We start from the raw sequence: 26,240 nt of genomic DNA, 5'->3' as shown, positions 1-26,240 counted from the left end.
CAGGATGAAATTCAGAAAGATATCTCTGATTTATGCCATAGCATTCACCATCGCAGGCAGTCTCTCGCTGCCTGTTTTTGGTATGGATGATTCTGGTGCAGACTCTCCCACATATGAGTACAATGACACGTCTGGTACAGGAATGTCCATGGATGTGTCTTACGGATATGATGGAAATGCAAAAAATGGACGTTACATTCCTTTGGATGTAACTTTAAAAAGCCAGAACGGCGAGTCCTTTTCGGGAACGATAAGGATAGAAGCCATGGAAGCAGACTTTGATATTTATCATTATGAATATCCCGTATCCATGGATTCCGGGAAGATAATAGAAAAATCTATGGATATTCCCATTGGAAAGGCAGATGTGCTTTATGTAAAGCTGATTGACAGCAACGGATCAGAACGAATCAGCAAACGCTTAAAGATGAATGTTACTGCTGACACGGCTGAACTTTTTGTGGGAATTTTATCAGATGATCCAAGCCAGCTTTCTTACATGGACGGAGTAGGCGTTAATTACAGTTCCGTACGAATTAAGACGTTTCCATTGAAGACAGAAGACATTCCAGAACATGCAGTTGGTCTGGACCTTTTGGATGTGCTGCTAATTACGGATTATAATACCAGGGACTTCTCAAAAGAACAGATGTCTGCGATATGGGAATGGGTAAAAGGCGGGGGAACTCTTCTTTTTGGTACAGGAGCAAGGGCTGGAGATTCTCTTTACGCATTCCGGTCAGAACTTCTGGAAGAGAATTATGCTCCTCCCACAGAGCGGTCTGTTGACATGGGAGTAGAATATTCTACCAATGGCCCTGGTGATTCTTTCCTTAATCTGGTCTGTGCCGATGTATCGTTAAAAGGGGGAACCGGAGTGCTCTCCAACGACCAGTTTTCTGTTTTATCTTCTGTAGTAAAAGGAAAAGGGATGGTTGGGGTGGCTGCCTATGATTTTGTAGATATTTCCGAGTTCTGCCAATCTCACAGGTCCTATGTGGATAAGCTTTTTACCACACTTTTGGGAGAGACAAGACTGAGTCAGCTATCCTCTTATTTGTATAACGGTAATTCAGGACAGTATTGGTCTGTGCAGAACATGCTTAATACCGGGGATGTAGATAAGCTTCCTGATCTCCCTGTTTATATTGTCTTGATTCTGGGATATATCTTTTTGGCAGGACCCGGGATCTATCTGTATTTAAAAAAGAAGGAGCGGAGAGGGTACTATCGGTCTCTTGTTGTAGCGGTTTCCCTGACATTTACCGCCCTGGTGTATTTAATGGGAATTAAGACAAGATTTAAGGATACTTTTTTTACCTATGCCACTATTATGGATACCACAAAGGATTATGTGGATGAATACACTTATGTCAATATGAGAACACCATACAATAAAGCTTATGCGGTTTCCTTAGACCCTTCTTATGAGATTCAGCCGATAACCAGAAGCAACACCTATGATGCAACACCTGTTCCGAAGTTTACAGGAGCAGAAGAATCCAAGGTGCGGATCACCTATGGAAAAGAAGATACCAGATTTTCCATTCAAAATGTTGCTGCATTTACACCGGAATATTATTCTCTTAGGAAACGGGTTCAAAATAAAGATCATAAAGGCGTAATTGGAGATATCACTCTGTTTGAGGGAAAAGTCTATGGTACAGTTACCAATGAATATCCGTTTCCCGTAGAGAGAATCGGAATTCTGATGTACGGAAAGATGGTGCTTATCGACGGATTAAAGCCGGGAGAGAAGAAGGATCTGGAGGGAGTTTCTGTTGTCAATTATCCTATTAACAGCCCATTTCTTGTATCATCAAGAGTGACGGGAAGTTACTTATATCCAAAGCCGGATATTGATAATCCGGATTATATGCTGGCTCTTTACAGAACCAATATTTTAAACTTTTATCTGGATAAATATTCATCTTTTTATAATCAGGAGGCGAGAATTGTAGCCTTTGGAAAAAATGAATCAGGGAACCAGTTTGTAAAAAATGGCAATTATGAAACTTACGGAATGTCTATGTATACTTCAACCATTGAAGTGAACACCAGGAAAAATGGAAAAACTTCTCACTCAGCTCTGATGAAACCTCCTGCTGTCATAAGCGGACAGTATTATCCTGATGCAAATACAACCTATGCCGTAGATCCTGTGGCTTTGGAGTACTCATTGGGCAATGATCTGGAAGTGGAGAAGCTGATGTTTGAAAATCCCTCCAATGAGTTTATTAATAATGAGGGAATTGCCTACACCAATCTTTTTAAAGGAGATATTTATTTCTATAATCATAACACAGGCAATTATGATGTGATGGATTCCGACAAGATGGTTTATACTGCGAAAGAACTGTCTTCCTATCTTTCCCCTGGCAACACGCTGACTGTAAAATATGTCTGCAATAATGCAGGAGAGAGAAACTGGTATGTGACTCTGCCCATGCTGAGCGTTACAGGGAGGGATAAATAATGCTGGAGATCAAAAATTTATGTAAGAAATTTGGGAAATTCCATGCTTTAAATGGTTTGGATATTCACATTCCCAAAGGTTCCCTTTATGGATTTGTAGGTCCTAACGGGGCAGGTAAGACCACCACCATTAAGATTATGACCGGACTTCTTTTTGCAGACAGCGGCCAGGTATTGATTAACGGAACCGATGTAACCGGAGGAATCAATGATTTAAAACAGAGTATTGGTTATGTACCAGATTTTTTCGGTGTGTACGATAATTTAAGAGTGAATGAATATATGGAATTTTTTGCTTCCTGCTATGGTCTTGACGGGTTGAAGGCGAGAAACCGTTATATGACTCTTTTGGAGCAGGTTGGATTAGAAGACAAAGTGGATTTTTATGTGGATAGTCTGTCCAGAGGTATGAAACAGCGGCTTTGTCTGGCGAGAGCATTGATTCACGATCCCCATCTTTTGGTTCTTGACGAACCGGCTTCTGGTCTGGACCCCAGAACCAGATTTGAATTTAAGGAGATTTTGAAAGAATTAAAAGAGCAGGAGAAAACCATCTTTATCAGTTCCCATGTTCTTTCAGAATTGTCTGAGCTTTGTACGGATATTGGGGTCATAGATCAGGGGAAAATGGTTTTAACAGGAAGTATGGAGGAGATTCTTCGGCGGGTCAATGCCACCAATCCGCTGATTATCTCGGTTCTTGGCAATAAAGAAAGAGCTCTCACTATCTTAAAAGCCCAGCCCTGCGTTCAGACCATTGCAGTTAAGGATCAGGATATCCGGGTTAATTTTATGGGAGATGAACATGATGAAGCAATACTTCTTCAGCAGCTTGTGGATGCAGAAGTGTTAGTTCATGGCTTTTCCAGAGAACCTGGAAGTCTGGAGTCACTGTTTATGCAGATAACGGATCATGAAAAAGGAAAGGCGGTACTTGTACATGAAGTGGAATCCGGTATATAAACGGGAGATAACAGTCAGTTCCAGAAGTTTCCGCCTGGCGCTGATTTTGGTACTTTTTAATTCTATTTTGGCTCTTGTGGTGCTCCTTAATATGTATTCTGTGGTAGAACGGGTTAAGTTAACAGCAGAGATCCAGTATTCTTCCTTTATCAATATTTATGTGTTTGTGGCAGTGGTGGAATTTGTCATGCTTATGTTTATCATGCCGGCTCTGACTGCGGCAAGCATCAGCGGAGAAAGAGAACGCCAGACGCTTGATATTCTTTTAACAACAACCTTACATCCGCGGGATATTATATTGGGAAAGCTGATGTCTTCCTTTGGAACCATGTCCTTGATGGTCATATCCAGTTTTCCTCTTCTTTCCGTATCGTTTGTCTATGGCGGAGTCATGGCGTATGATATTTTCATTTTGTTTTTGTGTTATCTCTCTGTTGCTCTTTTATGTGGAAGTATGGGAATCTGTTTCTCTTCCATATTCAAACGATCCACCATTGCAACGGTTGTAAGTTATGCCGTTCTGGTGCTCATTGCAGCAGGAACTTATGCCATCAATGTATTTGCCCTGTCATTGACCCGTATGAATGTGAGCAATGCCTATGCCTCTTCCGTCAGTGGGGCGGCAGATCAGGCAAGTTCCGGAGGATTCTTATATCTTTTGTTATTAAATCCGGTAGCAACATTTTATGTTATGATTAACAGTCAGACAGGGGATAATCAGGTGATCAAAAGTTTAAATAACTGGTTTGGACCTCACCCATCCAATGTGATCATGGAAAACTGGGTGGTTTTAAGCATCGTCATTCAGCTTTTGCTGGCGGCTGTTTTTCTGGCGGTTGCAGTAAAAGCAGTGAATCCCATAAGACGGACTCGAATCAGAAAAACAAAATAACAGGAGGTTTTTATGCTGACAATCGGCTGCCATCTTTCTTCTTCCAAAGGTTATCTTTCCATGGGAAAAGAAGCGGTGAACATAGATGCCAATACGTTTCAGTTTTTTACCAGAAATCCAAGAGGAACCAAAGCCAAGGCGATGAATCCGGAGGATGTAGCCGCATTTCTTGTTTATGCCAGAGATCACGGCATAAATCAGATTCTTGCTCATGCGCCTTATACGTTAAATGGCTGCTCCAAGGATGAAGGGCTAAGAGAACTGGCGGAAGAAACCATGCGGGATGATTTAAGACGCATGGAATATACCCCGGGAAATTGTTATAATTTTCATCCGGGAAATCATGTGGGGCAGGGAGTGGAGACGGGAATCCAGTATATTTCCCATATGCTTAACCAGATTTTAACCCCGGATATAAGTACGACCGTTCTTTTGGAAACCATGTCAGGTAAGGGCACAGAGGTTGGAAAAGAATTTGAAGAATTAAGAGAAATTCTTGACCGGGTAACCCTTAACGATCAGATGGGAGTCTGTCTTGATACCTGTCATGTATGGGATGCTGGTTATGACATCAGGGATGATCTTGACGGAGTATTAAAACAATTCGACCAGACCGTGGGATTATCCAGATTGAAAGCGATTCACTTAAATGACAGTCTCAACCCGCTGGGTTCCCATAAGGACCGCCATGCAAAGATCGGGGAGGGATTTATAGGTGCGGAGGCACTTAAACGAATCGTCTGCCATCCGGTGTTAAAGGATCTTCCATTTTATTTAGAAACACCTAATGATTTACCTGGATATGCAAAGGAAATCGCAATGATGCGGAATGCAAAATAGCATATTTGCTAATCCTATAGTATAATGAAGTCATCCAAATATTAAGGAGGAAATGACATGGGAATTGTAAAAGCACTTACAACCGCAATAGGCGGTTCACTTGCAGATCAGTGGCTTGAAGTAATAGAAGCAGGAAATATGGGAGATCAGACTGTATTCGCTCCAGGAGTGAAGATCAGGAAGGGGTCCAACACAAAAGGAACAGATAATACGGTATCCGATGGTTCTGTGATTCATGTTTATCCCAACCAGTTTATGATTTTGGTAGATGGAGGAAAGATCATTGATTATACGGCTGAACCTGGATATTTTACCGTGAAGAATTCTTCTATGCCCTCCATGTTTAATGGGCAGTTTGAAGAAGCCTTAAGAGAATCCTTTGACAGAATCCGCTATGGCGGTCAGACACCTGCTTCCCAGAAAGTATATTTTATCAATCTTCAGGAGATTAAGGGGATCAAGTTTGGAACTCCAAGTCCTCTCAATTATTTTGACCAGTTTTATAATGCAGAACTGTTTTTAAGGGCTCATGGTACTTATTCCATTAAGATCACAGATCCCCTTCTGTTTTATTCCGAAGCCATTCCAAAGAATGCTGCTACTGTAGAGATCAACGATATAAATACCCAGTATCTATCTGAATTTTTGGAAGCCCTTCAATCCTCCATCAGCCAGATGTCAGCAGATGGAATCCGCATCTCTTATGTGGCATCCAAAGGAAGAGAGCTGGGGGAATACATGTCTGATGTTCTTGACGGTCAGTGGAGGGCACGCAGAGGAATTGCCATACAATCCGTGGGGATTGCCAGTATCTCCTATGACGAAGACTCCAAAGAGCTGATTCACATGCGCAACCAGGGTGCCATGCTTGGTGATCCTTCTGTAAGAGAAGGCTATGTTCAGGGTGCGGCAGCAAGAGGTCTGGAAGCTGCAGGCAGTAACTCCGGCGGCTCTATGACAGGATTTATGGGTATGGGCATGGGAATGAATGTGGGAGGCGGTATTTTAAATGCTTCTTCCGGCGCCAATCTTCAGCAGATGCAGACGAACAGACAGCAGCAGACACTTAAGGAGCAGGCCTGGACCTGTAGCTGCGGAAGCACCAATACCGGCAATTTCTGTCCGGAATGCGGAAGTAGAAAGCCGTCAGGTCCATGGACCTGCGAATGCGGATCGGTGAATACCGGCAAATTCTGTTCCGATTGCGGAAAACCTAAGTCATGAGTGTGACCATAACCTACCGTTGTCCTAACTGCGGAGGTCCTCTTAAATTTGATCCTAAAAATCAGAATTATGCCTGTGAATACTGTCTGTCAAAATTTTCTCAGGAAGAAGCACAGGATGAACAGTCAAAAGCCAGAGCAAAGGAAGAAAAGCCCGGGGAACCGGTTCTATACATCTGCTCCAGCTGCGGGGCAGAGATTGTGACTGATGAGACAACAGCGGCAACATTCTGCTACTATTGCCATAATCCTGTCATCTTATCCGGACGACTGTCGGGAGAGTATCATCCCGACTATGTGATTCCATTTTCCATTGATAAAATGGGAGCTGAAGATATTTTCAAAAGCTGGATTGAGAAAAAGAAGTTTATTCCAAAAGCTTTTTACGAAGAAGATCAGATTGAAAAAATTTCCGGCGTGTATTTCCCTTATCTGCTCTATAGCTGTAAGGCAGAAGGGGATCTTACTGCCAATGCTGACCGTCTGCGAATATGGGTAAGCGGAAACTATCGGTATACCGAGACCCAGACTTATGAGATCAGACGGGAAGGCACCATGGAAGTACGACTTATACCGCGTAACGCTTTAAAAAAAGCGAGCCGGGAATTGGCAGAGGGAATTCTTCCCTATGAAACCGGGCGGCTGAAACCTTTTTCCATGGGATACTTATCTGGTTTTGTGGCGGAACGCCGGGATATGGAGGAGAGGGATTTTTCCGAAGAGATGAAATCAGAGGTCCGTTCCTTTGCAGAAGATTCCTTAAGAAACAGCATTCAGTCCTACGATACCGTGCGGGTTCAGAACCGGAACGTGGAGCTGACGGATGAAACATGGGAATATGCCCTTCTTCCTGTATGGGCGCTTACTTATCATGATGAAGCAAAGAATAAGATGTATTACTTTACCATTAACGGGCAGACCGGAAAGGTATGCGGAAGGCTTCCGGTGGATAAAGGAAAACTTATGCTTCTCTTTACGGCAGTCTTCTTTCCTGTGCTGTTTGTCATGCTGATTGTGGGGTATTTTCTATGAAAAAGATATGTGCTGGATTGATTTTATTTCTTATGGTATTAATCTCTGTATTTGGTGGAACCAGAGAAACCTTTGGTCAGGAGCAACGTGTATTCGATGATGCAGGATTGTTATCCCAGGAGGAAAAGTCCGCTTTTGAAGACCGGATATCTTCCATGAGAGATGAGATGAACATGGATGTAGTGGTGGTAACCACCGAAGACACAGGCGGAAAGAGCGCCAAAGAATATGCAGAAGCTTATTACATTGATCATAATTATGGAGTAGGATCAGATTACCGTGGAGTATTGTTCTTAATTGATATGGATAACAGGGAGATCTATCTTCTTCCGGTGGGAAAGATGAATCGGTTTTTGACGGATAATCGTTGGAATGCCATACTTGATGCTTCTTATGAGGCTGTGAGCAAGCAGGATTATGCCGGTTCAGTAGATGACTTTTTAGATGGAGTTATAAAGTACTATCATGCCGGGATTCCAGGAGGTCAGTACAATTACGACAAAGATACGGGAACCATTCGTATTTATCGCAGTATCCGCTTGTATGAGGCTTTATTTGCCCTGGGAACGGCACTCTTAATTGCAGGGCTGTCCTGTATGGGAGTCGTTCACAGTTACTCTATGAAAAAGGAAAGAAGTCGTGGAAACAGCTATTTAAAGGCTTACCGGGGAGAAAGCCAGTTTGCCTATTATAACCAGACCGATCACCTGCTTCATAAGACAGTAACCCATATGATAATCCCAAGGAATAATAATAACCAGGGCGGAGGCGGTGGTGGTTTATCTTCTGGGGGCAGAAGTACCACTCATTCCTCTTCCGGACGAACCATGGGCGGAGGCGGACGGAAGTTTTAATAATTACAATACTATAAACCAGAAGCCTGGAGAGGACAAATCCCTTCCAGGCTTTTTTCCAATCTTTTATTCCAATAAGATGGGAACCGGTTGATCCAGAGTCATGGAATCCTCTGTTATGATGCAGTCATAAGCCAGCAGATGGACCCCTTCTTTGTCTGCCCTTAAAAGTGCTTTTGCAAATTCCGGGTGGGTCACAATATTGGGCTTAAAGGCCCGGATTCCTTTCATCTGAATTACAAACATAAGGTAGGATTCATATCCTTCCTTATGGGCACGGATCAGCTCGTCCACATGTTTGATTCCACGTTCTGTAGGAGCATCCGGGAACATGGCAAGTCCCTGTTCCTCTAACGTTACCCCTTTTACTTCCATGAACGCGGAGAATGAGGGATCTGACGCTTTAAAAGCCAGGTCAAACCGGGACTGGTCATAAGTGACTTCTCTTTTTAAGGTTTCTATAGTAAATCCATGCCTTCCGTCTCTGGTTAATCCCCTGTCACAGGGAAGTGGCAGAAAGTTCATATTCTCCGTCAGCCACTCAAACGTTGCCAGGTTAGGTGCCTGGGAATCCATATTAATAAGAAGAGGTCCATCTTCCCGCTCTTTTAACACTCCGATTAGAGAGTACCAGGTTTTTCTTCCAAGGGCAGCGGCTTCTGGATGAAACTGTACCAGCACTGTCACACCTGGAAGTAAGAGTTCTTTGCATCGTCCGGTATTTTTCACATGGCAGACAACGATCTCTTCTTTATCTTCTCCAGCAGAAATGGAAACATGGGCAATGAACCGGTTTGGTCTGCTGACAAAGATTCCCTTCTGCATATTTGTATATTTCATTTATCTTGCATCCTTTCTATATCTAAGTCTATTTTACCATAGATAGGTTTAAAATAACAGTCAGCATGTGTCTTTGTTACGGAAACATATGTCCGCATAAAGAGAACTTTTACTTGCGCCATTCACTAAAATGTGCTACAATGCTGGCAAGGTTTTTCTATTCATACTATGACAAAGCAGGAAAGGAATCAGATACCATGGAATTATCCTATCAAAGTACCCGGGGCGGGGAGGCTGGTGTAACAGCTTCCCAGGCAATTTTAAAAGGACTGGCAGCAGACGGCGGTTTATTTATGCCATCTTTTATTCCAAAACTTGACAAAACCATGAAGGAGTTATCCCTCATGACCTATCAGGAGACGGCATATGAGGTAATGAAACTGTTTCTTACTGATTATTCGGAAAAGGAATTAAAAAGCTGCATTGAGCGTGCTTATGACAGCAAATTTGACACACAAGAGATTGCTCCCCTTACAAAAGCAGATGGTGCTTATTATCTGGAACTTTACCATGGCAGTACCATTGCTTTTAAAGACATGGCACTTTCCATTCTTCCTCATCTGATGACTACGGCTGCGAAAAAGAATCAGGTAAAGAATAAGATCGTGATTTTAACAGCAACCTCCGGTGACACGGGAAAGGCAGCCATGGCAGGTTTTGCGGATGTAGAGGGAACAGAGATAATTGTATTCTATCCAAAAGATGGAGTAAGCCGGGTTCAGGAACTCCAGATGGTGACCCAGAAGGGGAATAATACTCATGTGGCAGCCATTCACGGGAACTTTGATGATGCACAGACCGGAGTGAAAAAGATATTCCGGGATAAGGAATTTGCAGACAGCCTGGACAAAAAAGGCTATCAGCTTTCTTCCGCCAATTCCATCAATATAGGAAGACTGGTTCCTCAGATCGTGTATTATGTCTATGGCTATGCAAGGCTTCTGTCCTCTGGAGAGATATCAGAAGGAGAATCCATTAATGTGACTGTACCCACCGGTAATTTCGGTAACATTCTGGCGGCTTATTTAGCCAAACAAATGGGCGTTCCCATCAAAACACTGATTTGTGCTTCCAATGAGAATAAAGTTCTTTTTGATTTCTTCCAGACTGGAACCTATGACAGAAACCGGGATTTTATTCTCACCAGCTCTCCGTCCATGGACATTCTGATTTCCAGTAATTTAGAGCGTCTGATCTATTTAAGTGCCGGATGTGACTCCTCTGTCAATGAGACACTTATGAAGGAATTGGGAGAAAAGGGAACCTATCACATAACCGAAGAGATGAAAGGGTACTTAAAAGACTTTACTGGTGGATTCGCTTCCGAAGAAGAGAACGGTTTTACCATAAAAGAACTGTTTGAGAACACCGGATATCTGATTGATACCCATACCGGAGTGGCAGCAACCGTATATCACAGCTACCAGAAAGCAACAGGCGATCAGACCAAGACAATCATTGCCTCCACTGCAAGTCCTTATAAGTTCTCCAGAAGCGTTCTGGAAGCCATTGAAGGAGAGCAGAAGACAAAAGACGAGTTTCAGATTATTGATCATCTTGCAGAGATATCAAAGGTTACGATTCCCCAGGCAGTAGAAGAAATCCGCACAGCCCCGGTACGTCATAATACGGAGTGCCATGCGGATCAGATGAAAGAAGCGGTAATTAATTTTCTGAACTAACGGAGTGCCATTCCTGCGAATTTGCGCCATTTTCCACGCAGGACCCGGTTGGAAAAGAAGATGGCACGGACCAGCCAGTCGATGGTCATGGCGATCCAGATGCCCATCAGACCAAGACCGAAATGCAGGCTTAAAACATAAGCCAGGACAATGCGGCAGATCCACATGGAGCAGACCGATACAACCATGGTAAAACGAACATCACCAGCCGCCCGAAGCCCGTTGGTCAGGCAGAAGGCGAGGGGATGGATTAACATGCAGCAGATGCTGTGATACAGCATGAGCTTTACAGCAAGAGCGCTGGTTTCCGGCGACAGCTGGAACAGGTTGGTTATGAGCGTTAAAAATGGAATAATGGAAAGGTTTAAGACAATGAGCCAGATATAGGCGGTCTTTAAAAGCTTTCCCATATATTTCTTTGCCTGATCCAGTTCGCCGGCACCCACACATTGTCCCACAACCGTTACCATGGCAATCCCGATGGCAGTAGCTGGTATGGTTTCCAGCCCGCAGATGGTGCTTGCCACTGCATTGGCGGCGATTGCAATGGTTCCAAAACTGGAGATCAGACTGGAAAGCAGGAGTTTTCCCAATTGGAAGATGCTGTTTTCCACTCCGTTTGGAACGCCTATGTAGAGAATTTTCCTCAGCATACCCTTGTCCATCTTTAAGGTAAAGTCCACAGACAGACCGGCATGCTTATGAAGAAGTATGAGGATAATAACGGCACAGAAAATTCTCGAGATCAGGGTAGAAATTCCTGAACCGGCAACACCCATCTGCAATCCAAAGATAAAGATTACATTTCCTACAATATTAACAATATTGGCAATAAGGGAAACCCGCATGGAGATGCCGGAGTTGCCCACAGAGCGGAACAGTGCAGCGGCACTGTTATAAAATGCAAGGAATGGATAGGAAAGAGAAGAAAGATAAAAGTAAATCCTTGCATTCTTCATTACGTCCTGATTGATATTGCCATAGATCAGGCGCAGAAGAGATTCATTAAAAATCAAAGTTACTGCCATCAAAACGATGGAAAGACCGCCCACAGCCAAAAAGAGCTGACCGGCAGCTTTGGAGACATTCTTATCATCTCTTCGTCCGATGTACTGGGCAGCAACCACAGACCCGCCGGCAGCCATGGCGCCAAACAGACCGATGAGAAGAACATTAATGGTGTCAACGATTGATACACCGGATACAGCGGCTTCTCCCACAGAAGCTACCATAAGGGTATCCGTCATTCCCATGGAAACAGCAAGGAATTGTTCGATGACCAGGGGGAAAATAAGTTTTTTCAGTTGTTTCTTTGTAAATAATTCCCTGGTGTCCAGTTCTGGAGCCACTTGATTCATAATATCTCTCCCATATTGTATTTATTTTTATACTTATTATAAGCCATATCCCTTATGAAAGCAAAATGTAACTTTGTTATAAAAAAAACAATCTTTTGAAATTTATTCTTTCCAAATAGGACAAAATGGTATATAATGATGAAATAAGAGATAAAATTTTAAACAAACGGAGGTTCGTGATATGTTAGTTTCAGCGAAAGAGATGCTTGAAAAGGCAAGAGACGGAAAGTACGCAGTCGGACAGTTCAACATCAACAACCTTGAGTGGACAAAGGCTGTTTTACAGACAGCAGAGGAATTAAAATCTCCAGTAATTCTGGGTGTTTCCGAAGGTGCTGGCAAATACATGACAGGTTTTAAGACAGTGTCCGCCATGGTAAAATCCATGATTGATGAATTAAAGATTTCTGTTCCGGTAGCACTTCATCTTGACCATGGTTCTTATGACGGCTGTTATAAGTGTATTGAAGCGGGTTTTTCCTCTATTATGTTTGACGGTTCCCATTATCCCATTGCTGAGAATGTGGAGAAGACAACAGAACTTGTGAAGGTATGCAGGGAAAAGGGAATGTCTCTGGAAGCTGAGGTAGGTTCCATTGGCGGAGAAGAAGACGGCGTTGTAGGCATGGGGGAATGTGCTGATCCGGATGAATGCAGGCAGGTTGCTGATCTGGGCGTTACCATGCTGGCAGCAGGAATCGGTAATATTCACGGCAAATATCCGGCTAACTGGGCAGGTTTAAGCTTTGACACTCTTGCAGCAATCAAGGATAAGGTGGGCGATATGCCGCTGGTGCTTCATGGAGGTACAGGCATTCCGGAAGATCAGATTAAAAAGGCGATCAGTCTTGGTGTTGCAAAGATCAATGTGAATACAGAGTGCCAGCTTACTTTTGCAGAAGCAACCCGTAAGTACATTGAAGCAGGCAAAGATCTGGAAGGCAAGGGCTTTGATCCAAGAAAACTTCTTGCTCCAGGTACGGAAGCAATCAAAGCAACCGTGAAAGAAAAAATGGAATTATTTGGTTCTGTTGGAAAAGCTTAATTACAGAATATAAATATTTTTTCAAAAAGTACTTGATTTTTTTAGGAAAATGATTTATTTTAGATAGGAACGATGGCGTTCTCCTTATATCAGGAGGGCGCCTTTTCTGATATTTAAGCATAATCAGATAGTAGGAGACTTAAAAAGGGCAAACTGACTTAATATTATTAAGTGGTAATTCATATGAGAGGATGGAAAATGTATGAGTGAAGTTGTGAATGTAGCCGAGGTGTTCGGTAAGAATGTATTTAATGAAGTCGTAATGAGAGAGCGTTTACCAAAATCAGTGTTCAAGAAGTTAAAAAAGACCATTGAGGATGGGGCAGAGTTAGATCCTTCTATTGCGGATGTGGTTGCACATGCAATGAAAGACTGGGCGATTGAGAGAGGTGCTACCCATTACACCCATTGGTTTCAGCCTCTTACCGGAATTACTGCTGAAAAGCATGATTCTTTTATTTCTGCACCAACAGCAGAGGGAAAGGTTATCATGGAGTTCTCTGGAAAGGAACTGGTAAAAGGAGAACCGGATGCATCTTCTTTCCCATCCGGTGGATTAAGAGCAACTTTTGAGGCTAGAGGATATACTGCATGGGATTGTACTTCCCCAGCTTTCTTAAGAGAAGATGCCATTGGTGTAACCCTTTGTATTCCTACCGCTTTCTGTTCTTATACAGGAGAAGCACTTGATAAAAAGACTCCTCTTTTAAGATCTATGGAAGCCGTTGATGAACAGGCATTAAGAATCTTAAGACTGTTTGGCAACACTACAGCAAAGAGAATCACTCCATCCGTTGGACCTGAGCAGGAATATTTCCTGGTTGACCATGAGAAGTATTTACAGAGAAAAGACTTGATTTATGCCGGGCGCACATTATTTGGTGCTATGCCTCCCAAGGGACAGGAACTGGAAGATCATTACTTTGGTTCCATTCGTGAGAGAGTAGCGGCTTACATGAAAGAAGTCAATGAAGAACTCTGGAAGTTAGGAGTTCCGGCAAAGACACAGCATAACGAAGTTGCACCGGCACAGCATGAGCTTGCACCGATTTATGAGCAGGCAAATGTAGCTGTTGATCATAACCAGCTTGTCATGGAGACACTTAAGAAAGTAGCGGGGCGTCATGGATTAAACTGCCTCCTTCATGAGAAGCCATTTGCAGGAGTAAACGGTTCCGGTAAGCACAACAACTGGTCCTTAACTTCTGATGATGGAATTAATTTATTAAATCCAGGAGAGACACCTCATGAGAACATTCAGTTCCTGCTGGTATTATCCTGTATCTTAAAAGCCGTTGACAAACATGCAGATCTTCTTCGTGAGTCAGCAGCAGACGTTGGAAATGATCACAGACTGGGAGCTAACGAAGCCCCCCCTGCAATCATTTCAGTATTCATCGGCGAGCAGTTAGAGGATGTGGTAGATCAGCTTTGCAGTACTGGAGAAGCAACTCACTCAAAGACCGGCGGAACATTAAAGACCGGTGTAAGAACTCTGCCGGATTTATTCAAAGATGCGACAGATCGTAACAGAACCTCTCCGTTTGCATTTACCGGCAATAAGTTTGAATTCCGTATGGTTGGTTCCTCTGATTCCATTTCCTCTCCAAACGTTGTATTAAATACCATTACAGCAGAGGCATTCAAAGAAGCAGCGGATATTCTTGAAAAGGCAGATGATTTTGATACTGCAGTCCATGATCTGATCAAAAAACAGCTTGCAGATCACAGAAGGGTGATCTTCAACGGTAACGGCTATTCTGAGGACTGGGTAGAAGAAGCTCAAAAGAGAGGACTTCCGAACTTAAAATCAATGGTAGAAGCCATTCCATCTCTTACAACAGAAGCTTCCATCAAGATGTTTGAGGAATTTAAGGTATTTACAAAAGCAGAACTGGAATCCCGTGTTGAGATTGAATATGAGGCTTACAGCAAAGCAATCAATATCGAAGCAAGAACCATGATTGACATGGCTGGAAAACAGTTGATTCCGTCCGTTGTAAAATATACTTCTTTACTGGCAGATTCCTTAGGAAAGATCAAATCTGCATGTCCGGAGGCTGATACCAGCGCTCAGGAAGAACTGTTAATCGAAGTAAGTGCATACCTTTCCGATATGAAGGTAGCATTATCCGCATTGAATGAAATCGCTGATAAATGTGCAGCCATTGAAGACAACAAGGATCAGGCAGTCACATATCATGACGAAGTAGTGCCAGCCATGGCAGCCCTTCGTGAGCCGGCTGATAAACTGGAAATGATTGTAGACAAAGATTTATGGCCTCTGCCAAGCTACGGAGATCTGATTTTTGAAGTATAAAAGATAGAGAAGATAAGAGAATGATACGTCTGGAAGAGGACTTTTAAAAGCCCTTTCCGGACGTATTTTTGCGTCAATGGATGCTTTCTTCAATCAGGTAGATATCTGCGGGAAAATCTGCTAGAATAGAGAAGCAGGATTATAAAAGAAATTAATATTGGGAAAAGAGGCCATATTTATGGAGACCATGACATATGTAACGACAATATTGGAAAAGATTATTCATATACCAAGCCCCAGCGGCTATACAAAAGAAGTGTTAAAGGCAGTGGAAGAGGAAGCAGAAACATTTGGTTATTCCTCCGTTTATAACCGCAAAGGCGGACTCATTATAGAAGTTCCCGGACAGACAAAGGAAGTCCTTGGATTATCCGCCCATGTGGATACTCTGGGTGCCATGGTCCGTTCCATAACTCCGCAGGGTATGTTAAACATTGTGTCCGTAGGCGGCTTTATGATGGAAAGCATTGAGGGCATGTACTGTAAGGTCCATACCAGAACTGGTAAGACATACACTGGAACCATACTCACCAAAGAGCCGTCTGTCCACACCTATGACAATGCAAGAACACTGGAGAGAAAAGAAAAGAACATGGAAGTCCGTCTTGATGAGATGGTGGAAAATGCAGAAGATGTAAGCGCCTTGGAGATCTGTGCAGGAGATTATATCAGCTTTGATCCTATGTTTGAATATACAGAAAGTGGTTTTATTAAATCCAGACATTTGGATGACAAAGCTTCTGTGGCTGTGCTTCTGGGTGTATTAAAGGATTTGAAGGAGTCTGGACAGCTTCCGAAGAGAACGTTAAAGATCGTAATCAGCAACTATGAAGAGGTGGGGTTTGGTGCAAGCTGGATTCCAGAGGATATTGAGGAATTTATTGCAGTGGATATGGGTGCCCTTGGAGATGATCTGACAGGTGGAGAACAGAAGGTATCCATCTGTGCCCAGGATTCTTCCGGCCCTTATGATTATGAGATGACAAGCACTCTCATCTCGATTGCAAAAGACCTTAAACTGGATTATGCTGTGGATGTATTCCCTCATTACGGTTCTGATGTGGGAGCAGCAATCCGAGGCGGCAACAACATTCGGGGAGCATTAATCGGACAGGGGGTCCATGCTTCCCATGGAACCGAGCGTACCCACCGAAAGGGAATGGAGCAGACCTTAAAGCTGATTGAGGGTTATGTGAATCGCTAAGGAATGCCTTCCAAATTCTTTCAAAATAATGAATATTGTAGAATGTTGGAAAGCTTTTATGATATAATTACTGCCATATCATAAGAAGTATTATTTGAGGAATAAATATGAAACCACATGTATTTGCAATCTGTGCCTATAAGGATTCTCCTTATTTGGAATCCTGCATCCGTTCCTTAAAGGGACAAACTGTCCCGACGGATATTGTGCTTTGTACCTCCACACCCAGTCCTTATATTACCAGTCTGGGAGAAAAATACGGAATAGCCGTATGGATAAGAAAGGGAAAGAGCAGCATCAGGGAAGATTGGAACTTCGCCTATCACAAGGCAGATGCCCGTTTTGTTACCATAGCGCACCAGGATGACCGGTACCATAAGGATTATGTAAAGACGCTTTTGGAATGTTATAAAAAGTATCCGGATATGACCTTATTTACCAGTGGATATGCGGTAGTAAGGGAAGATAAGCTAGCAGGATTTGAACCAGTGGAATTTGTTAAGAGGATACTGCGTGCTCCTCTTCGCCTGCGCAGTTGCAGCCATTATTCCATAATTAAGAAAAGTGTGCTTATATTTGGTAATTCTATCTGCTGTCCGGCATGTACCTATAATAAAGAGCTGTTGGGAGAACCTCTCTTTACTTCTCCGTATCAGTTTGCCCTGGACTGGGACACCCTTTATAAACTCGCCATGCGGCAGGGACGATTCATCTGTGCAGAGCGTCCCCTTTTGTTTTACAGAGTTCATGAAGAGGCAACCACCAAAGCCTGTATTGCGGATAACAGCCGCGAACGGGAAGAGACCCAGATGTTTTTAAAGATGTGGCCGCGCCCGGTTGTAAACGTGCTTATGTATTTTTACCGGAACGCTTATAAAGAGTATGAATAGATTGGAGAATGAGAAAATGAAAGTTGTATTACTAGCGGGAGGGCTTGGCACCCGGATCAGTGAAGAGAGCCATTTAAAGCCAAAGCCCATGATTGAGATTGGAGAAAGACCCATTCTCTGGCATATTATGAAATATTATTCCCAGTATGGATTTCATGATTTTGTAATCTGTCTTGGATATAAACAATATGTGGTAAAGGAGTTTTTTGCGGATTATTTCCTTCACACCTCAGACGTGACCTTTGACCTTGCCAACAACAGCATGGAAGTACATAATAACTATTCTGAGCCATGGAAAGTGACTCTGGTGGACACTGGCTTAAACACCATGACCGGAGGGCGTATTAAGAGAATTGAACCGTATATCGGCAAGGAGCCTTTTATGCTCACCTATGGTGACGGTGTCTGTGATGTTGATTTAGACGGACTGCTTCAGTTCCATCGGAGCCATGGAAAGATTGCAACCATGACTACCGTGAACATTGCCCAGTTAAAGGGTGTCCTGGATATTGATGAGGGAGATGTGGTCCGTTCCTTCCGGGAAAAGGCAGAAGCGGATGCCAGTCTGATCAATGGAGGATTTATGGTTATGAATCCTGAGATTTTTTCCTATTTAAAGGATGACACTACAGTGCTGGAACAGGAACCTCTTCAGAATCTTGCAAAAGAAGGCCAGCTCATGAGTTTCCATCACACTGGTTTCTGGCAGTGTATGGATACCCAGCGTGAGATGAAGAAACTGGAAGAACTGTGGCAGTCCGGCAAGGCACCCTGGAAGATTTGGGAGAATTAATATGACGAATTGGACAAGTGAAACGTGGAAAGAATGTTTGGGATTTTATAAAGGGAAAAAGGTTCTGGTCACCGGACACACTGGTTTTAAAGGGTCCTGGCTCTGCCGCCTTCTTATGAATGCAGGTGCAGAGGTCACCGGATATTCTTTAACCCCTCCGACTGACCCGAATCTGTTTGATGTAACCGGGCTTTCAGATGTTATGAACTCCATAACCGGAGATGTGAGAGATCTGGACCATTTAAAAAAGGTATTTGAGGAGAGAAAGCCGGAGATTGTATTTCATCTGGCAGCCCAGCCCATTGTCCGTGATTCCTATAAAGATCCGGTGTACACATATGAAACCAATGTGATGGGTACGGTTCATATGCTGGAATGTGTCCGCCTTACCTCTTCCGTAAAGTCATTTCTAAATGTTACTACTGATAAGGTATATGAGAACCGGGAATGGGAGTATGGTTACAGGGAGAATGATCCCCTCGACGGGTATGATCCTTACTCTAACAGCAAGTCCTGCTCTGAGCTGGTAACCCACAGCTATGCCAGATCGTTCTTTTTGGATGGGCAGACCGCAATCTCCACCTCCAGGGCGGGAAATGTAATCGGAGGTGGAGACTTTGCCAATGACCGCATTATTCCAGACTGCATCCGTGCAGTTCAGAAAAAGCAGGAGATCATTGTCAGAAATCCTCATTCCACAAGGCCGTATCAGCATGTACTGGAACCTCTTTCTATTTATATGACCATTGCCATGAAACAGTATGAAGACCGTACGTTCCAGGGATACTATAACGTAGGTCCGGATGACCGGGATTGTGTGACAACTGGGGAACTAGCCAGTCTTTTTTGTGAATTATGGGGAGACGGCATTACCTGGGCAGACCGTTTTGAAGGTGGTCCTCATGAAGCTAATTTCCTGAAACTGGATTGCTCAAAGATAAAACGTGTATTCCACTGGACCCCAAGATACAGTGTAAAAGAAGCAGTAGAAAAAACCATTCAGTGGACAAAAGCTTATCTGGATGGTGCGGATATGCTTGAAGTTATGGATCAGCAGATCGCAGAATTTTTTAGTTCCTAGAACCGAGAGGAGGAGATCGTTATGTTTGAACACAAATCAGAACAAGAAGCAAGAGAAGAGATTCTTGAACTTGTAAAAGAATATTGTGATACGTTTCACAATCAGAAGAAGCCCTATGAGGAGGGAGACCGAATTTCCTATGCTTCCCGAGTGTATGATCACGAAGAGATGGTGAACCTGGTGGACAGTTCTCTGGAATTTTGGCTGACTTCTGGCCGCTACACCAATGAGTTTGAAAAGAAATTTGCAAAATACTTAAATGTCCGGTTTTGCTCCCTTGTCAATTCCGGTTCTTCTGCCAATCTTCTGGCATTTATGACACTTACTTCTCCGCTTTTAAAAGAGCGTCAGATCAGGCGGGGAGATGAAGTAATTACTGTGGCAGCAGGATTTCCAACTACAGTCAATCCCATGATCCAGTACGGGGCAGTCCCGGTATTTGTAGATGTAACCATTCCCCAGTATAATATTGATGTAACCATGCTGGAGGCAGCACGTTCTGAAAAGACGAAAGCAGTCATGATTGCCCATACTTTAGGGAATCCATATGATCTTTCCAGTGTAAAAGCCTTCTGTGATAAATACAATCTGTGGCTGGTGGAAGACAACTGCGATGCTCTTGGAACAAAGTACACCATTGACGGCGAAGAACGCTTTACCGGAACTATCGGAGATATTGGAACTTCCAGTTTCTATCCCCCTCATCACATGACCATGGGAGAAGGAGGAGCAGTTTACACCAGTAATTCCCTGCTCAACAAGATCATTCGCTCTCTACGTGACTGGGGACGGGATTGTGTATGCCCGTCAGGAACAGACAATCTGTGCGGACACCGGTTTGACCGCCAGTATGGACAGCTTCCGGTAGGCTATGACCACAAATATGTGTATTCCCACTTTGGCTATAATCTAAAGACTACAGATATGCAGGCATCCATCGGCTGTGCCCAGCTTGATAAGTTCCCTTCTTTCGTGGAACGCAGACGTCATAACTTTGACCGTCTTTCTAAAGGGCTTTCAGAGGTTTCTGATAAACTGATTCTGCCAGAGGCATGTCCTAATTCTAAGCCAAGCTGGTTTGGTTTTCTTCTTACCTGCAAGGAAGGAGTGGACCGAAATCAGGTAGTGTCCTATGTGGAATCCAAAGGAGTACAGACCAGAATGCTGTTTGCCGGAAATCTAACAAAGCATCCCTGTTTTGATCAGATGCGGGAAGCGGGAGAAGGGTTCCGTATTGTTGGTGAATTAAAGAATACAGACCGGATTATGGAAGATACGTTTTGGGTTGGTGTTTATCCGGGAATGTCAGATGAGATGATTGATTATATGGCAAAGGTGATAAAAGAAGCTGTCAGACAGTAATGGGGGAGATATGGAAGAATACGATTTAACAAAAGTCCATCAGGCTAATCTTGCCATATTAAAGGAGATTGACCGGATCTGCCGCACATACCGGATCAAGTATCTTCTGGATGCAGGGACACTGTTAGGAGCTGTCCGTCATAAAGGATTTATTCCCTGGGATGACGATGCGGATGTGGCATTTACCCGTCCCAACTATGAGGCATTTTTAAAGGTGGTAAGGAGAGAACTTCCTGATACTATGGAACTGTTAGAGCCAAAAGACTTAAAAGGCGGAAAAGCGTTCTATGATTTTACTGCCCGGATTCTCTATAAGAACAGCAGAACTCATGAAGATTCAAAAGAGATGGAATACTATGAAGGAAAGTTAAATCATTTGTGGGTGGATCTATTTACCATTGATGAATTGCCGGAGAGAAAGTTTTCTTCCACTCTGACCCTGTTTCTTCACACCATAATCTATGGAATGGCAATGGGACACCGGTATAAGCTGGATTTAAAAAAATACAGTCTGACCAATAAAATCGGTGTAGGTGTTCTGGCGCTGATTGGAAAGCTGATACCTATGAAGGTGCTGAGAAAGTTTCAGTATCAGATAGCGGTGAAAGACCGAAAAGGGAAAAGCAGGCTTCGCTATTACAGTAACTATCAGCCGGACTATCTATATGTGACTCTTAAAAAAGAATGGTGTGAGGAGACGGTGGATTTAGAATTTGAAGACACCAGACTGATGGCACCAAAGGGCTGGCATGAAGTCTTGACCTGGATTTACGGGGATTATAAGGAACTGCCTCCCAAAGAGATGCGTGTGCCGACCCACTCCAGTACGGAGATTCAGATTTACGATTGATAATCAGGATTAAATGAAAGCAGTGCAAGGTCTGACACATTTGTGAAGATTTTCTGACTTTTTTCCGAAAGCACTACAAAAAAGGAGATACATCCTATATAATGTTACATGTTCATTAAGGAGGAAATTATGATGAAGAACAAAGCGTTCATGATATGTGCTGTGTCAGTGCTGTTATTATCAGGCTGTACAAAAAGCACCATCCTTTCTTCAGGCGGTCCGGCAGAGCCGGTTTTTGAGACTCAGCAGGGAATTGTTTTAGACTGGTCTCAGATTGGGAACGATATGGATGAAGAATTTGTTAACAATGACCAGTATCCGATGGCATTGAGTGTTAATTACAGCATGGAACCGAAGACAAAAAGTATGGATTTAACATTAATTGTGAGACAGGGGACAACCTCAGAAGAGGCAGTGGAGTTTGCCAATGCAGCCGTAAGGTTCTTAAATGATGAAGCAGCCATTCAGGATTTCTCCTTTGAGAGATCAAGTGAAACCTCTTATGGAGGATTCTTTAAGGAATACGATCTGCATGTGATGGTTATTCCGGACAATACCATGGCTCAGGAAGAGTATTGGCTTGTGGATCAGGAGATTCCAAAGGGATCGGATCAGGCAATTGAACCAAAGGCTGATGCGGTTATTATGGAAACGACAGCACCAGAAGATGAGGAAGATGCCGAAGAGGAAGAAGCATCCTCTGCAGCATCCAAATGAGAATGATAAAAAAACATGGATGAAGAGTGACTTAAGGTCAGTTCTTCATCCATGTTTTTTTGTAACGATTATTGGTTAATCAGAATCCACTGCCAGTCCGCTGTGATAGGAGTAATTCCCCAGTTCTTTTAACAGCCGGTTGTGATCCAGGCTTTTTAAGGGAATGGAAGAAGAAAGTTCTTCGTTTAACAGGAAAAAAATATCGTTACACTTAATCATGGTATGGTGGAAAAGTTCTGGAAAGGATGCTTTGGAAGCAAGTCTGGGATTCCAGGGATTGCACCAGGTTTCATGATTTAAGTTCAGCGTTTCCACCGGATCTGGAACAATATCTGTAACCAGCTTTTTCGATGCGATTGGGTTACGCAAAAACAGGGATTCTATAAACTCAATGCTGTTTTTCTTCCTGCTTTTCGGGTCTGCAAGGGTTCGGCAGCCAAGCCGCAGGGCAATGATGGACCGGGATACCATTCTGGGAGTTACCTGAAAGTTATTCTTATAGTTTAAAGGATAATAGGTTTCATTAATACAGCTCGATAAAAATCTGGAAAGAAACTGCATCTCCTGGCCGTTTAAACAGATGGTAGCCGCCTGATTAAACTGGGAAGGCTTTTTTTTCTTATATTTCATAAGAAGCAGAGCATCAATGTCATTTTCCAGCGTGGCATGAAGTCCGTGGTGGTAATTGCTGGAATTTTTTACATTATACTCAATTCTTCCGTAGACATAGGGGTGGCAGATGGAGTCTCCGATATAATGACAGAAAAATCCACTCATATAGGAGATTGCTTGTTCCCGCTGTTGTCTTGATTCAATTTGGGACAATCGGTTTAAGCAGGTAACAAAAAAGTCATGGACATGATTCTCGTGCATATAAGAACCGACATTGCGGTAATCTCTGTGACGCAGAATGGGAATATTGTAAAAAAACATATCCGGACCCTGAAGACCAAGCTGATAAAGCCAGCGGTATTTTGATATGATTCGTTTTAAAGAATTATTATCCATATCATTATAAACCTTGACTCCCATCAGGTAGTGGGTTGTAAAACCGGGCATATTGTTCACCTCACATTTTTATTAAGTACAAGAAAGTATAGCTTGATTATACCATAGGTTCCTTTTTTTTGTATGAAAATCACTGGAAATTTTCATACTATGCGGTTTTCCAGAATATGTGTTAAGGAAAGCACTGGGGAGATGATTCCATGATACATCACATACATGAACTGGTCTGGGGACCATGGCTTCTGATTCTATTCCTTGGGATAGGAATTGTATACACGATAAAAACAGGATTTTTTCAAATCAGGAAGCTCTCTTACTGGTGGATGCAGACCATTGGAAGCATTCGGGAAGAGGAGGATGACAAAACAGGAGGTGTAACCAAATTTCAGACAGCCTGTACAGCTCTTGCAGCCACCATTGGTACCGGCAACATTGTGGGTGTTGCCACTGCTCTTACAGCAGGAGGACCAGGCGCCATATTCTGGATGTGGGTATCAGCAGCCATTGGCATGATGACGGGTTATGCAGAAACCATGTTGGGAATCCGTTACCGTTACAGAGATCAGAATGGTGCATGGATCTGCGGTCCCATGGTATATCTGGAGCGAGGGCTTAAAAAACCTGTTCTTGGCATGATATACAGCTTTTTGTGCATCATGGTATCCCTTGGAATGGGAAGTATGGTTCAGTCCAATTCCATTGCAGAAACCATGGAATATTCTTTTGGCATTGCTCCTGCCTCCATTGGCGTTCTTTTAACAGGAGTGGTTTTTTTAGTTATTCTTGGCGGAATCAGCAGGATTGCAGTAGTATCTGAACGGCTGATCCCCATATCAGCAGGAATCTATATGTTATTTTCTATGGTGGTTATTATGTCCTGTTTTGACAAAATACCATATATTTTTCAATGTATTTTTAAAGATGCGTTTCAGCCGGTTGCGGTTTTTTCCGGTGCGGCTGGATATGGGATCAGTAAAAGTCTTCAATATGGCATTTCAAGAGGAGTATTTTCCAATGAGGCTGGACTGGGAAGCATGGCAGTGCTTCATGGAGCGGCTGAAGATACAACTCCTCAGCAGCAGGGCATGTGGGCAATGTTTGAAGTGTTTTTTGATACGATATTAATCTGCACCATGACTGCCATGGTAATTCTCTGTATGACGGATGGAGATGCGGCAGGTTCCGGTTATGACGGGGCAGCTCTTACTGCATACAGCTTTTCAAAGCGTCTTGGACCAATGGGTCAGTATGTAGTGTCAGGAGCCATGCTTGTCTTTGCGTTTGCAACCATTATTGCATGGTATTATCTTGGGCGCCAGGCAGCCGTTTACCTGGCAGAGAGTTTGAAGAAACGGAACATTCTCTATTTTGTTCAGCGGATTTTAAGAGGTAAAGTGTATACATTTCTTTACCTTGGAGCCGTTTTTTTAGGCTGTCTTGCAAAGCTTGAGACTGTATGGGAATTTTCTGACATCTGGAATGGTCTTATGGCAATTCCCAATATGATTGCGCTTATTTTCCTCATAAAAGAGGTAACGGTTCCAGAATAAAGATTGCATCTATTTCAATAAACTTATCCATACATAAACAGGAGGTATATCAAATGTGTACTGCTCTTACGCTCCAGTCTAAACAGGGAGAAACTATTTTTGGAAGAAACATGGACTTTTCTTATGATATTGAACCCCATCTTTATATTGTTCCGTCCGGATACCAATGGAGAAACAGCTTCAACGGAAGCCGTATTACGAATCGTTACCGGTTCATTGGCATTGGACAGCAGATTGATAGCCTTTTGGGATTTTTTGATGGGGTCAATGAGATGGGATTTGCAGCAGCAGCACTTTATTTTGCGGGTTATGCAAATTATGGCAGTACTCCGGGAGCGGACCAGAATAATGCCATTGCCTCCTTTGATTTTCTCCATTATATCTTAGGAAACTGTGCAAATGTTGAAGATTTAAAGAGAGTAATAAAACAAATAAGAATTGTAGGTGTTGAAGATCCTGTAACAAAGACTGTGGCACCTCTTCACTGGATTGCAGTGGACCGAAGCGGAAACTGTGTGGTAGTGGAACAGACGGACAGGGGAATGGAGATCTTTCATAATCCTGTGGGAGTCCTGGCAAACAGTCCTGATTTTACATGGCATCTGACAAATCTAAGAAATTATATGGAAGCAAGTCCTTATCAGGAAGAGGAAGTGTTCTGGGGAAATTACCGGCTGACTCCGTTCGGACAGGCGGGAGGAACTCAGGTCCTTCCCGGTGGTTATACCTCTCCGGAAAGATTTGTGCGGACGTCTTATCTGAAATCCTTTATACCGGTTCCAGAAACCGCGAATCAGGCAGTGGTCTCCTGTTTTCATATAATGGAAAGTGTGATGGTGCCGAAAGGGGCTGTTATAACGAACAGAAATGAATACGATTATACTCGGTATACGGCATTTATTAATACGGCTACCTGTGAATATTTCTTTAAAACTTATGACAATATACAGGTAGGAACTGCCGGGCTTTTTGAGAATGAGAAACCAGATGTCAGACTGGTTAACTTGGGAGCGATTTAAGATTCAGCCAGAAAGCTGTTTAAAAAGGGAGGAGGGCTGGTAAATGCTTACCAGCCCGTATTATGAAAAAAATATTATAATTAATTTTCTTTACACCATTAGTATATCCAGCAATCATGAAGAAATCATGTTATTGATGTAAAAGGTTTTTGAATGAACTTTAAACAAAATATGAACAACTGGACAAACTCTGGCTGATTTGATAAAATACAAACATATGCGAGCGTAACAGCGAGAAAGGA

At 43.0% G+C, this 26,240-nt stretch carries 22 protein-coding genes; 19 read left to right on the top strand and 3 right to left on the bottom strand.

Translation table 11 applies throughout. The features are described from left to right. Positions 1 to 4 precede the first annotated feature (4 nt). The 7 genes from FAY33_RS06280 to FAY33_RS06250 are packed head-to-tail and all read left to right on the top strand — an operon-like array spanning position 5 to position 8,279. Positions 5 to 2,476, top strand: a complete 2,472-nt coding sequence (locus FAY33_RS06280) for a hypothetical protein (RefSeq protein ID WP_143319927.1) — start codon at positions 5 to 7, stop codon at positions 2,474 to 2,476. Next, the gene (locus tag FAY33_RS06275; RefSeq protein ID WP_143319926.1) at positions 2,476 to 3,438 is read left to right on the top strand and encodes an ABC transporter ATP-binding protein; all 963 of its coding nucleotides are present in this window, start codon (positions 2,476 to 2,478) and stop codon (positions 3,436 to 3,438) included. The genes FAY33_RS06280 and FAY33_RS06275 overlap by 1 nt, the downstream gene beginning before the upstream one ends. After that, complete coding sequence (locus tag FAY33_RS06270) at positions 3,416 to 4,330, top strand: ABC transporter permease subunit (RefSeq protein WP_143319924.1); 915 nt, start codon at positions 3,416 to 3,418, stop codon at positions 4,328 to 4,330. Before FAY33_RS06275 ends, FAY33_RS06270 begins: the two co-directional genes overlap by 23 nt. Positions 4,331 to 4,342: 12 nt before the next feature. Next, positions 4,343 to 5,170: a deoxyribonuclease IV gene (locus FAY33_RS06265; protein ID WP_143319923.1), complete on the top strand. Its 828-nt coding sequence runs from the start codon at positions 4,343 to 4,345 to the stop codon at positions 5,168 to 5,170. Between the two features lie 57 nt (positions 5,171 to 5,227). Further along, entirely contained in the window at positions 5,228 to 6,394 is a 1,167-nt protein-coding gene (locus FAY33_RS06260; RefSeq protein WP_143319922.1) for an SPFH domain-containing protein, read from the top strand. After that, positions 6,391 to 7,425, top strand: coding sequence for a TFIIB-type zinc ribbon-containing protein (locus tag FAY33_RS06255; protein WP_143319920.1), 1,035 nt, complete (start codon positions 6,391 to 6,393; stop codon positions 7,423 to 7,425). The genes FAY33_RS06260 and FAY33_RS06255 overlap by 4 nt, the downstream gene beginning before the upstream one ends. Continuing rightward, on the top strand, positions 7,422 to 8,279 hold the full coding sequence (locus tag FAY33_RS06250; RefSeq protein ID WP_143319918.1) for a TPM domain-containing protein: 858 nt from the start codon (positions 7,422 to 7,424) through the stop codon (positions 8,277 to 8,279). Before FAY33_RS06255 ends, FAY33_RS06250 begins: the two co-directional genes overlap by 4 nt. Before the next feature lie 66 nt (positions 8,280 to 8,345). Here the strand turns inward: FAY33_RS06250 and FAY33_RS06245 are convergent, their stop codons facing one another. Then, positions 8,346 to 9,119, bottom strand: coding sequence for a DNA/RNA nuclease SfsA (locus FAY33_RS06245; RefSeq protein WP_143319917.1), 774 nt, complete (start codon positions 9,117 to 9,119; stop codon positions 8,346 to 8,348). 197 nt (positions 9,120 to 9,316) lie between these two features. On the opposite strand from FAY33_RS06245, the gene thrC reads away from it, so the two are divergent. Then, positions 9,317 to 10,801 (top strand): threonine synthase, encoded by a 1,485-nt coding sequence (gene thrC, locus FAY33_RS06240; RefSeq protein WP_143320048.1) that lies wholly within the window; start codon positions 9,317 to 9,319, stop codon positions 10,799 to 10,801. Here thrC and FAY33_RS06235 read toward each other — a convergent pair. Beyond that, positions 10,798 to 12,159 carry an MATE family efflux transporter gene (locus tag FAY33_RS06235; protein WP_143319915.1) on the bottom strand — a complete coding sequence of 454 codons (1,362 nt, stop codon included), beginning with the start codon at positions 12,157 to 12,159 and terminating at the stop codon, positions 10,798 to 10,800. The genes thrC and FAY33_RS06235 overlap by 4 nt on opposite strands. A 181-nt stretch (positions 12,160 to 12,340) precedes the next feature. Here FAY33_RS06235 and fba point away from each other — a divergent pair, with 181 nt between their 5' ends. The 9 genes from fba (at position 12,341) to FAY33_RS06190 (ending at position 22,421) form a co-directional block, all read left to right on the top strand. Continuing rightward, the gene (fba, locus tag FAY33_RS06230; protein ID WP_143319914.1) at positions 12,341 to 13,204 is read left to right on the top strand and encodes a class II fructose-1,6-bisphosphate aldolase; all 864 of its coding nucleotides are present in this window, start codon (positions 12,341 to 12,343) and stop codon (positions 13,202 to 13,204) included. Positions 13,205 to 13,406: 202 nt separating this feature from the next. Further along, complete coding sequence (locus FAY33_RS06225; protein ID WP_143319912.1) at positions 13,407 to 15,524, top strand: glutamine synthetase III; 2,118 nt, start codon at positions 13,407 to 13,409, stop codon at positions 15,522 to 15,524. A gap of 178 nt (positions 15,525 to 15,702) precedes the next feature. Then, a complete protein-coding gene (locus tag FAY33_RS06220; protein ID WP_143319911.1) occupies positions 15,703 to 16,728 on the top strand; it encodes a M42 family metallopeptidase in 1,026 nt (341 codons plus the stop codon). Positions 16,729 to 16,835: 107 nt separating this feature from the next. Further along, entirely contained in the window at positions 16,836 to 17,618 is a 783-nt protein-coding gene (locus FAY33_RS06215) for a glycosyltransferase family 2 protein (protein ID WP_143319909.1), read from the top strand. Between the two features lie 16 nt (positions 17,619 to 17,634). Beyond that, a complete protein-coding gene (gene rfbF / locus FAY33_RS06210) occupies positions 17,635 to 18,411 on the top strand; it encodes a glucose-1-phosphate cytidylyltransferase (protein ID WP_143319908.1) in 777 nt (258 codons plus the stop codon). Between the two features lies 1 nt (position 18,412). Continuing rightward, on the top strand, positions 18,413 to 19,492 hold the full coding sequence (gene rfbG / locus FAY33_RS06205) for a CDP-glucose 4,6-dehydratase (RefSeq protein ID WP_143319906.1): 1,080 nt from the start codon (positions 18,413 to 18,415) through the stop codon (positions 19,490 to 19,492). A 21-nt stretch (positions 19,493 to 19,513) separates the two neighbouring features. Next, positions 19,514 to 20,854 carry a lipopolysaccharide biosynthesis protein RfbH gene (rfbH, locus tag FAY33_RS06200; RefSeq protein WP_143319905.1) on the top strand — a complete coding sequence of 447 codons (1,341 nt, stop codon included), beginning with the start codon at positions 19,514 to 19,516 and terminating at the stop codon, positions 20,852 to 20,854. A gap of 10 nt (positions 20,855 to 20,864) precedes the next feature. Beyond that, a complete protein-coding gene (locus FAY33_RS06195; protein ID WP_143319904.1) occupies positions 20,865 to 21,704 on the top strand; it encodes a LicD family protein in 840 nt (279 codons plus the stop codon). 129 nt (positions 21,705 to 21,833) lie between these two features. Then, positions 21,834 to 22,421 (top strand): hypothetical protein, encoded by a 588-nt coding sequence (locus FAY33_RS06190; RefSeq protein ID WP_143319902.1) that lies wholly within the window; start codon positions 21,834 to 21,836, stop codon positions 22,419 to 22,421. Between the two features lie 75 nt (positions 22,422 to 22,496). Here FAY33_RS06190 and FAY33_RS06185 read toward each other — a convergent pair whose 3' ends face one another. Then, positions 22,497 to 23,480 carry a zinc dependent phospholipase C family protein gene (locus FAY33_RS06185; protein ID WP_143319901.1) on the bottom strand — a complete coding sequence of 328 codons (984 nt, stop codon included), beginning with the start codon at positions 23,478 to 23,480 and terminating at the stop codon, positions 22,497 to 22,499. 149 nt (positions 23,481 to 23,629) lie between these two features. Here FAY33_RS06185 and FAY33_RS06180 point away from each other — a divergent pair, with 149 nt between their 5' ends. Then, on the top strand, positions 23,630 to 24,979 hold the full coding sequence (locus FAY33_RS06180) for a sodium:alanine symporter family protein (protein WP_143319899.1): 1,350 nt from the start codon (positions 23,630 to 23,632) through the stop codon (positions 24,977 to 24,979). Between the two features lie 53 nt (positions 24,980 to 25,032). Beyond that, the gene (locus FAY33_RS06175; RefSeq protein ID WP_143319898.1) at positions 25,033 to 25,998 is read left to right on the top strand and encodes a choloylglycine hydrolase family protein; all 966 of its coding nucleotides are present in this window, start codon (positions 25,033 to 25,035) and stop codon (positions 25,996 to 25,998) included. Positions 25,999 to 26,240 lie beyond the last annotated feature (242 nt).

The organism is Clostridium sp. HBUAS56010 (assembly GCF_007115105.1).
Lineage (GTDB): Bacteria > Bacillota > Clostridia > Lachnospirales > Lachnospiraceae > Lacrimispora.
Note: the sequence above shows the minus strand (reverse complement) of the source record. Positions and strands in the feature narration are given on the sequence as shown.

What these genes read in the sequence shown, in the direction of transcription:
- FAY33_RS06280 (WP_143319927.1), top strand. Translation starts at nt 5, where the DNA reads ATGAAATTCAGAAAGATATCTCTGATTTATGCCATAGCATTCACCATC.
- FAY33_RS06275 (WP_143319926.1), top strand. Translation starts at nt 2,476, where the DNA reads ATGCTGGAGATCAAAAATTTATGTAAGAAATTTGGGAAATTCCATGCT.
- FAY33_RS06270 (WP_143319924.1), top strand. Translation starts at nt 3,416, where the DNA reads ATGAAGTGGAATCCGGTATATAAACGGGAGATAACAGTCAGTTCCAGA.
- FAY33_RS06265 (WP_143319923.1), top strand. Translation starts at nt 4,343, where the DNA reads ATGCTGACAATCGGCTGCCATCTTTCTTCTTCCAAAGGTTATCTTTCC.
- FAY33_RS06260 (WP_143319922.1), top strand. Translation starts at nt 5,228, where the DNA reads ATGGGAATTGTAAAAGCACTTACAACCGCAATAGGCGGTTCACTTGCA.
- FAY33_RS06255 (WP_143319920.1), top strand. Translation starts at nt 6,391, where the DNA reads ATGAGTGTGACCATAACCTACCGTTGTCCTAACTGCGGAGGTCCTCTT.
- FAY33_RS06250 (WP_143319918.1), top strand. Translation starts at nt 7,422, where the DNA reads ATGAAAAAGATATGTGCTGGATTGATTTTATTTCTTATGGTATTAATC.
- FAY33_RS06245 (WP_143319917.1), bottom strand. Translation starts at nt 9,119, where the DNA reads ATGAAATATACAAATATGCAGAAGGGAATCTTTGTCAGCAGACCAAAC.
- thrC (WP_143320048.1), top strand. Translation starts at nt 9,317, where the DNA reads ATGGAATTATCCTATCAAAGTACCCGGGGCGGGGAGGCTGGTGTAACA.
- FAY33_RS06235 (WP_143319915.1), bottom strand. Translation starts at nt 12,159, where the DNA reads ATGAATCAAGTGGCTCCAGAACTGGACACCAGGGAATTATTTACAAAG.
- fba (WP_143319914.1), top strand. Translation starts at nt 12,341, where the DNA reads ATGTTAGTTTCAGCGAAAGAGATGCTTGAAAAGGCAAGAGACGGAAAG.
- FAY33_RS06225 (WP_143319912.1), top strand. Translation starts at nt 13,407, where the DNA reads ATGAGTGAAGTTGTGAATGTAGCCGAGGTGTTCGGTAAGAATGTATTT.
- FAY33_RS06220 (WP_143319911.1), top strand. Translation starts at nt 15,703, where the DNA reads ATGGAGACCATGACATATGTAACGACAATATTGGAAAAGATTATTCAT.
- FAY33_RS06215 (WP_143319909.1), top strand. Translation starts at nt 16,836, where the DNA reads ATGAAACCACATGTATTTGCAATCTGTGCCTATAAGGATTCTCCTTAT.
- rfbF (WP_143319908.1), top strand. Translation starts at nt 17,635, where the DNA reads ATGAAAGTTGTATTACTAGCGGGAGGGCTTGGCACCCGGATCAGTGAA.
- rfbG (WP_143319906.1), top strand. Translation starts at nt 18,413, where the DNA reads ATGACGAATTGGACAAGTGAAACGTGGAAAGAATGTTTGGGATTTTAT.
- rfbH (WP_143319905.1), top strand. Translation starts at nt 19,514, where the DNA reads ATGTTTGAACACAAATCAGAACAAGAAGCAAGAGAAGAGATTCTTGAA.
- FAY33_RS06195 (WP_143319904.1), top strand. Translation starts at nt 20,865, where the DNA reads ATGGAAGAATACGATTTAACAAAAGTCCATCAGGCTAATCTTGCCATA.
- FAY33_RS06190 (WP_143319902.1), top strand. Translation starts at nt 21,834, where the DNA reads ATGATGAAGAACAAAGCGTTCATGATATGTGCTGTGTCAGTGCTGTTA.
- FAY33_RS06185 (WP_143319901.1), bottom strand. Translation starts at nt 23,480, where the DNA reads ATGCCCGGTTTTACAACCCACTACCTGATGGGAGTCAAGGTTTATAAT.
- FAY33_RS06180 (WP_143319899.1), top strand. Translation starts at nt 23,630, where the DNA reads ATGATACATCACATACATGAACTGGTCTGGGGACCATGGCTTCTGATT.
- FAY33_RS06175 (WP_143319898.1), top strand. Translation starts at nt 25,033, where the DNA reads ATGTGTACTGCTCTTACGCTCCAGTCTAAACAGGGAGAAACTATTTTT.